We start from the raw sequence: 7,191 nt of genomic DNA, 5'->3' as shown, positions 1-7,191 counted from the left end.
TCTCCGCCAGATCCACCCCACGCAACGACACGAACCCACCCCAGAAACACGACGACGGCCTGCACAACCCCAACGGGGTGGTACAGGCCGCCGTCACGCAGCCCCCGGATTTACCAACAGCGTCCGGGTCATCCGGTGGGGGCCGTCCGAAAAGGAAGGGGGCTCAGGTCAGGCCTGACGTTCGGCGTTCTTCTTCTTGATCCGTTCCGCTTCCTTGCGGACCTCCGCCTGGGTGGTGCGCTCCCGCTCCAGCCACTCGGGTCCTTCCTGCTTCAGCGCCTCGATCTGCTCGGTGGTGAGGGGCTCGGTGACGCCGGCGCGCGCGAGGCCCGCGATGGAGACCCCGAGCTTCGCGGCGACCACGGGCCGGGGGTGCGGGCCGTTGCGCCGCAGGTCCTGCAGCCACTGCGGCGGGTTCGCCTGGAGCTCGTTCAGCTCGGCGCGCGAGACGACACCCTCCTGGAAGTCGGCGGGGGTGGCCTCGAGGTACACACCCAGCTTCTTCGCCGCGGTCGCGGGCTTCATCGTCTGGGTGCTCTGGTGCGACGTCATGGACCCCAGGGTAACGAGCATGTGCACGACCCCTGACCACGGCCGGTAACCTGGCGAGGTGACAGGCTCGGATGTAACCCCCTCGTTCCGGCTCGCATACGTCCCCGGGGTGATGCCCGGCAAATGGGTGCGCATCTGGAACGAGCGGCAGCCCGGCGTCCCGCTGACCCTCACGCGGGTGCCCGCCGAAGCGGCGGCCGAGCGGCTGATGCGCGGGGACGCCGACGCGGGCCTCGTCCGCACACCCGTGGACCGGTCGGTCTTCAGCGCGATCCCCCTCTACACCGAGCAGACCGTCGTCGTCGTGCCCAAGGATCACCTGGTCACCGCCGTCGACGAGGTGGCTCCCGAGGACCTGGCCGACGACATCGTGCTGCACCCCCTCGACGACGTCCTCGACTGGGAGGACCTGCCCGGGAGGCCGGCCCTGGAACGGCCCGCCACCACGGCCGACGCCGTCGAACTGGTCGCGGCGGGCATCGGCGTCCTCGTCGTCCCGCTGTCGCTCGCCCGTCTGCATCACCGCAAGGACCTCACCCACCGGCCCCTCAAGGACGCCCCCGAGTCGAGCGTGGCCCTGGCCTGGCCCGAGGACGCGAAGACGGACCACGTCGAGGACTTCATCGGCATCGTCCGCGGCCGCACGGTCAACAGCACCCGGGGCCGTCAGCAGTCCCCGGCGCAGGAGAAGGCCCAGCGCGACGACCGCCGCAAGCCGCCGGTCAGGGCGGCGGGGGCGAAGCGACGCGGGTCCTCCGCCGGCGCCCCCAAGAGCGGCAAGCGGGGCAAACCCCGCCGCCGCTCCTGACCCAGGAGTCCTCGCTCACCCTGCGGAAGGCGACGGCTGGATCGCGTTCGGAGCCTCCGTGCGCAGGTCCTCGAGCTCCTTGGGGATGTTCAGGTTCAGGACCGGCGCACCCGGCTGCGGCGGCGGAGGCGTGGTCATCTCCTCGGGCATCTTGGGCGGGCTGGTCTGCTGGAGGGTGACCTGCTCGTGATTGACCAGGCCGGTCTTCTCCAGGATCGTGATGTGGTCCAGCACCGTGGAGTTGGCCTGGTCGGCGAGCTGACGCACCAGAGAGTTCCGCGTGTTGGCGCGGATCTTGGCGATCGTCGAGAAGATCTGGCCGTGGGTCACGCGCATGATGGTGGTCGCGGTCGAGTCGAACTCCTGCCCCTGGGCGCCCTCCACCGTCGCCACGAACTGCTGCTGCTGGGGCGACGCCTGGTTGGGCAGCGTGATGCCCAGCTCGGGGGCGACCCTGCGGCAGGCGGCGTCCAGCCGCCCGTGCCCGACGACCAGGTGCTCGCCGGCCTCCTTCATCGCGGGCGAACCACCGCGCTGCATCACCAGCAGACCCAGGGGGTGCTCCCACAGCCCGGCCGCGCGCACCTTCACCACGAAGTCGCGGTCCGCCTCGGTCAGCGGACCGTACTGGGTGTTGGCGATGATGCGGTCCTGGCCGGAAGCCGTGTTCTGCACGCCCAGCATGCTCGGGTAGGCGAGCGCGGTGAGCGTCAGGATCATCGCACCGCCCACGAACGCGGTTCCTGCCGTGCTGCGCGAGATGCGCATCGTGCCTCCTGGATATGAAACGGCCCAACGCCAGGAGGTACGGATGCCAGGGCCAAAACAATCACCCCTGCCGCAAAAAAGTTCGGCCGTGTGCGGCGCCCGCTCGGACGCCGCACGCCCCGGCCGGTCAGGCGCTCAGGGCCGGTACGAGGCCGCTGCCGCCGTCGCCACCACCTTGTCCGCGTCCGGCCTGCTCAGCAGCCCGGCCGACACCCAGGCGTCCACCGTGGTCCGCACCCGCGCCACCAGCGCCCCCTTGTTGCGGAACGGCGCTCCCGCCCAGACCTCGTCCAGCAGCGTGGTGCCGTCAGGCTTCGCCGGGTTGGCGACGCCCGAGTCCCGGCCGCCGAAGACGATCTTCGCCTCCGAGCGCCGGAAGTAGGCGTGCGTCGGGTCCTCGGTCCCCTCGGCGAACGGCGCCCACTCCCTCCCGTCCAGCGTGAAGTGCAGCGGCTTGCCCGGCACCGGTGTGAGGGAGTGCGACAGGTCGCCGGACAGTCCGGCACGGCCGTACAGCCCGACCTTCAGGTACTCCGTCGCGGCGTCCCGGGCGACCAGGTTGACCGGGCCGTGGAACAGCGTGTGCAGCGACGGGTCGTCGAGGGCCTTCTCCACCCGCGTCCGGAACGGCATGGCGATGCGGACGGTGTCACCGGCCCGCCAGGTCCGCGACACGTCGAAGTAGTTCCCGGGCTTCGGAGTCCCGGACACCGCACGCCCGTTGACGGTCACCCGGAACCCGGCACTCGCCCACGACGGCACCCGCAGCCGAAGCGTGAAGGCGGCACGGCGGCCCCCGAAGGACAGCGTCGTGCCCTGCTCCTCCGGAAAGCGGGTGGTCTGCCTGACCGTGACACCCTTCTCCGCCCAGGTCAGCGTGGACGGGCTGTACAGGTTGACGTAGAGGGCACTGCCGTCGGACGCCGCGAAGTACACCGAGTCCTGGTACTTCGTGGCGCTCTCCATGCCGGTGCCCTCGCAGCAGGTCGTGCCCTGCTTGGGCGTGTAGTCCCGGACGTGACCGGGCGTCAGCCCGATGAAGTACGTGACGAGCGGCTTCTCCGCATCCGGCTTGTCCTGCTTCGAGCCGAGCACCTGGTTGAACAGGGCCCGCTCGTAGTAGTCCATGTACTTCGGATCCTGATCGTGGAAGAACAGGGTCCGGCTCAGCTTGAGCATGTTGTACGCGCAGCAGGTCTCGGCCGTGGTCGGGCCGATCGTGCCCGCGATCACGTCCCGGGCCTTCCAGAACTCCTGGGTGCTGGTGCCGCCGATGCCGTACATGCGGTGTGGTACGACCATGTCCCAGAAGTTCCTCGCCGAGGTCAGGTAGCGCTCCTCGCCGGTCTCGTCGTGGAGCCGCACATAGCCGGTGAAGATCGGGATGTGCTGGTTGGCGTGCAGCCCGTCGAGAATGTCGGTGTTCGCCGCGCAGGCGTCGATCAGCCGGTCGAGGTCGAACAGCTTGGCCAGCGCGAGGTGTTCGGCCTTGCCGGTGATCGTGTGCAGGTCGCAGATCGCCTCGACGATGCCGCCGAACTCGCCGCTGGAGAAGATCCCCCACATGCGCTGGAGCGTGGACTCCGGCAGCTTGGAAAGCCGCGCGTACATCCAGTCGCACATGCCGGACGCGAGGTCGAGGGCGCGGTCGTCGCCCGTGGCGGTGTACGCGTCGAGCAGACCTCTGAGGATCTTGTGTGCGGTGTAGTACGGCGCCCACACCTTGGTGTAGTCGGGGGTGGTCCGCGACTCCAGTTCGATGAACTGCGTCTCAGGGTACGCCGCGAGGAATCCGGGGTGGCTGGGCCCGCCCCAGGTGCGGCGCAGGGTGGCGGTCAGGCCCCGGCCGGAGGCGTCCGCGAAGGTTCCGCCCGCCGTCTCGTCGAAGGCGTAGGACGCGAGGTCGCCCCGGCCCGTCGAGGCGTCGGCGGCCCGGCGGCTCTGCAACTCGGTGATCTCGGCGGCGGTCAGCGCCCGCGAGAACACGTTGAACTCTTCGAAGGCGCCCGCGAAGACCGGGTCGGCGGAGTAGTTCGAGCGGCCGAGCCAGTTGTTCCTCAGCGTGCCGAGGGCCGCCGGGGTGAGGCTCATCGCCGTGTTGCGCGCCACGGGGGCGCCGTTGACGTAGAGCGTGCCGGTGCCGTCCGCGATCGTGACCGCCAGGTGGCTCCACTCGTTCAGCGGCAGCGCGGCCGTGCCGTTCAGGCCCTGCTCGCCACCGGCGCCCGAGGTGGTGACGGCGAAACGCGGCACCCCGGCCTGGTTGCGGGCGGCCAGGTACAGGTAGCGGCTGGTGCCTTCGCCGAAATCGAAGATCCGGGTCCAGCCGGCGTCGTGCGTGGGACGCACCCAGACGGACAGCGTGATCGCCGACGCCCCGCCGAGCACGGCCGCCGGCAGGTCCACGTACTGGTAGGAGCCCCGGACCTGGTCAGCGGCGGTCCCGAACCTCCCGTCGACGCTCAGCACCGCCGGTTCCCGCCGCAGCGCCGCGCGCACCTCGGTCAGCGCTCCGACCATGGTGCCGATCCGGTCGGCGAACACCTGCTCCTTCGTCCCGAGGTACGCCTGCGCCAGCATGGTCAGGAAGTGGCCGGTGTAGTGGCCCCGCAGGTTGCCGTTGGCCTCGCCGTCCAGGCCCTCCCAACCGCCGGGGGCCACCGCGCCACCGGTGGCGAGACCGGCGTTGGCGCGGAACACCTGGAGCATCCGGTTGACGTCGTAGCCGCGGGCGTGGTCCAGCATCAGCTTCCGCTTGTCGGCGAAGACACCCTGACCGAGGCTCACGTCCTCCAGCCCGAAGGGCCGGACGGTCCAGGCCGAGGGGGCGCCGACGCCGACGCCGACGCCGACGGCGGCCGCGGTGGCGGCGGCCTCGGCCCGCCCCGCCGTCGTCCGGGAGAACGCGGGTACGGCCGCGGCGAGGGTCGCGGCCTGGAGAAGGGATCGTCTGGACAGGGGCGGCGCCATGGTCTCCTCCATGAGAGGCATCGTTCGGTATCTCGAACGATGTGCGGGGGGTCGGCCAGACGTTATGCGTGGGGTGAGGGGGCGTCAACGCTGCGGACAGGATTCGTGTTCAGATCCGACCGGGACATCGGTCCCCCGGGGCGAGGAAGGTGCCTACGCCCCGTCCCGGAGGGCCCGGAGGTCGTCCGCCCGCGGAGCTACACGGTCCGGCACAGCCAGTCGAACGCCGCCTGCCCCGTGAACTCGCCCTGCCCGCCCCGCAGCAGCAGGCCTGCGGTCGCGAACTCCGGTGCGTCCACCTGGGCCGGGACGTACGGGATCGCGATGCACCGCATGCCGGCCGCGTGCGCGGCGGCGGCACCAGGAGCGGCGTCTTCCAGTACGACACAGTCGGACGGGGCCGCGCCGAGCCTGCGGGCCGCCTCCAGGAAGACGTCCGGAGCCGGCTTTCCGTGCGCGACCTCCTCGGCGGAGACCATGGTGTGCAGATGCGCGTCCAGCCCGGTTCCGGTCAGCACCGCGGCGATGGCCTCCGGGGACGAGCCCGAGGCCACGGCCATGGGAACGCCCTCGGCCGCCAGCAGTTCGACGAACGTGCGCATCTCGGGGTAGGCGCGTGTGCCGCTGCGGGCCAGCTCAAGATAGCGGCGGTTCTTGGCGGCGAGCAGTTCGTCCACCGAGGCGGGCAGGTCGTAGCGGTCTTTCCAGTCCGCGACCGTCTCCTGCGTGCCGATGCCGACGTACCGCTCGTGGTCCGCCCAGGTGAAGTCGGCGACGCCGTACGCGGCGAGCGTCTGGCGGCCTGCCTCGTAGTAGTTCGGCTCGCTGTCCACCAGGGTTCCGTCGAGATCGAAGATGACCGATATTCCGCGGAGCTTGCTCATGGGGTCATGCTCTCAAAGATCATCCGCGGGCCGACCGCCCGATCGACTCCACCAGCGGCAGCATCCGGTGGGACACGCGTTCGCGCAGGGCGACCTCGGTACGGGTGCGCACCACCCCGGGCATGCTGATCAGCTTCTGGACGACGTCCTCAAGGTGCGCGTTGTCCCGCGCCACCACCCGGGCCAGCAGGTCCCCGCCGCCCGTGATCGAGAACGCCTCGACGATCTCCGGCACGGCGGCCAGCGCGTCGCCCACCTCGTCGAGATGGCCCTGCGTGACCTCGATGTGCACGAACGCCAGCACCGGATGCCCGAGTGCGGCGGGGGAGAGAGCCGGTGCCGTGCCGGTGATCACGCCGTCCCGCTCCAGCCGGTCGAGGCGGGCCTGCAGTGTGCCCCGGGCGACGCCGAGGATCCGGGCGTACTCGCGCACACTCGTGCGCGGCTGCTCCAGCAGCAGCCGCAGGATGCGGGTGTCGAGCTCGTCCACGGGCATGGCGCGTCCTCCTCGTCCGTTGGCTCTGCCGCGGCCGTCCTTCGGGCGCTCAGGCTGTACCAATGGATCAGTCTAGAAAGAGCCGGTTGAGCCAGTTGCCTCCGGGATGCTGATATGGGTGCGTCGATGGCGCTGCGGACCCCGCGGCGCCCTTTTCATGCGTGCTCATGACCGGTGTGTCGAAAGGGGCGGTAAGCGGTGCTGAAGAGGGTGTTCATGGCTCCGGATCCCGGGTGGACGCGGTTGCGGTTCGCCGGGCGAGCCGTACTCGGCATCGCGCTCGCGGGCACCCTGTGCGGCCTCGCCGGGCACTCCCTCGCGGGTACCGTCACCGGCTGTCTCGCCGCCCTGCTCGCCCTGTTCACCGTCACCGACACGACGGTCCGCGGCCAGGCCGTCACGACCGCGCTGCTGCCCGTCGTCGGCCTGCCCGTCCTCACCGCCGCGGCCGGGCTGCACGACCACCCGGTGGCGCGGGACCTCACCTTCCTCGCCGTCGTCGGTGCGGGCGTGTACGCGCGGCGCTGGGGCCCGCGCGGGCACAGCCTCGGCGTGTTCGCGTTCATGACCTTCTTCGTGGCGCAGTTCCTGCACGCCACCACCGGCCAGCTGCCCCAGCTGTACGCCGCGGTCCTGTTGTCCGTCCTCGCCGCCGCCGCGGTGCGCTTCGGCCTGTGGTGCTACGAGCGCCGCCTGCCCCCGCCCGTCGCGCC

The 7,191-nt window shown here is 70.9% G+C and carries 6 protein-coding genes and 1 pseudogene; 2 read left to right on the top strand and 5 right to left on the bottom strand.

The window, feature by feature from the left end; all coding sequences use genetic code 11:
• Window positions 1-168: 168 nt before the first annotated feature.
• Window positions 169-552: a DUF5997 family protein gene (locus C1J00_RS34800; protein ID WP_245936618.1), complete on the bottom strand. Its 384-nt coding sequence runs from the start codon at window positions 550-552 to the stop codon at window positions 169-171.
• A gap of 58 nt (window positions 553-610) precedes the next feature.
• Between C1J00_RS34800 and C1J00_RS34795 the strand changes: the two genes are divergently transcribed.
• A complete protein-coding gene (locus C1J00_RS34795) occupies window positions 611-1,360 on the top strand; it encodes a LysR family transcriptional regulator substrate-binding protein (protein WP_102912941.1) in 750 nt (249 codons plus the stop codon).
• Between the two features lie 15 nt (window positions 1,361-1,375).
• Here the strand turns inward: C1J00_RS34795 and C1J00_RS34790 are convergent, their stop codons facing one another.
• The 4 genes from C1J00_RS34790 to C1J00_RS34775 all read right to left on the bottom strand — a co-directional run bounded on the left by C1J00_RS34790 (window position 1,376) and on the right by C1J00_RS34775 (window position 6,478).
• Window positions 1,376-2,128, bottom strand: coding sequence for a DUF4142 domain-containing protein (locus C1J00_RS34790; RefSeq protein WP_102912940.1), 753 nt, complete (start codon window positions 2,126-2,128; stop codon window positions 1,376-1,378).
• 135 nt (window positions 2,129-2,263) lie between these two features.
• Complete coding sequence (locus C1J00_RS34785) at window positions 2,264-5,098, bottom strand: beta-L-arabinofuranosidase domain-containing protein (protein WP_102912943.1); 2,835 nt, start codon at window positions 5,096-5,098, stop codon at window positions 2,264-2,266.
• Between the two features lie 197 nt (window positions 5,099-5,295).
• On the bottom strand, window positions 5,296-5,982 hold the full coding sequence (locus C1J00_RS34780) for an HAD family hydrolase (RefSeq protein ID WP_102912939.1): 687 nt from the start codon (window positions 5,980-5,982) through the stop codon (window positions 5,296-5,298).
• Window positions 5,983-6,001: 19 nt separating this feature from the next.
• Complete coding sequence (locus tag C1J00_RS34775) at window positions 6,002-6,478, bottom strand: Lrp/AsnC family transcriptional regulator (RefSeq protein WP_031111300.1); 477 nt, start codon at window positions 6,476-6,478, stop codon at window positions 6,002-6,004.
• Window positions 6,479-6,676: 198 nt separating this feature from the next.
• On the opposite strand from C1J00_RS34775, the pseudogene C1J00_RS34770 reads away from it, so the two are divergent.
• Window positions 6,677-7,191 (top strand): annotated as a pseudogene (locus tag C1J00_RS34770) (FUSC family protein); the annotation flags it as partial.

The sequence above is a fragment of the Streptomyces cahuitamycinicus genome, assembly GCF_002891435.1.
Taxonomy (GTDB): Bacteria; Actinomycetota; Actinomycetes; order Streptomycetales; family Streptomycetaceae; genus Streptomyces; species Streptomyces cahuitamycinicus.
Note: the sequence above shows the minus strand (reverse complement) of the source record. Positions and strands in the feature narration are given on the sequence as shown.

Bases quoted from the DNA above. Each gene is read 5' to 3' on its own strand.
- C1J00_RS34780 (WP_102912939.1), bottom strand. From the start codon at position 5,982: ATGAGCAAGCTCCGCGGAATATCGGTCATCTTCGATCTCGACGGAACC.
- C1J00_RS34800 (WP_245936618.1), bottom strand. From the start codon at position 552: ATGACGTCGCACCAGAGCACCCAGACGATGAAGCCCGCGACCGCGGCG.
- C1J00_RS34775 (WP_031111300.1), bottom strand. From the start codon at position 6,478: ATGCCCGTGGACGAGCTCGACACCCGCATCCTGCGGCTGCTGCTGGAG.
- C1J00_RS34785 (WP_102912943.1), bottom strand. From the start codon at position 5,098: ATGGCGCCGCCCCTGTCCAGACGATCCCTTCTCCAGGCCGCGACCCTC.
- C1J00_RS34790 (WP_102912940.1), bottom strand. From the start codon at position 2,128: ATGCGCATCTCGCGCAGCACGGCAGGAACCGCGTTCGTGGGCGGTGCG.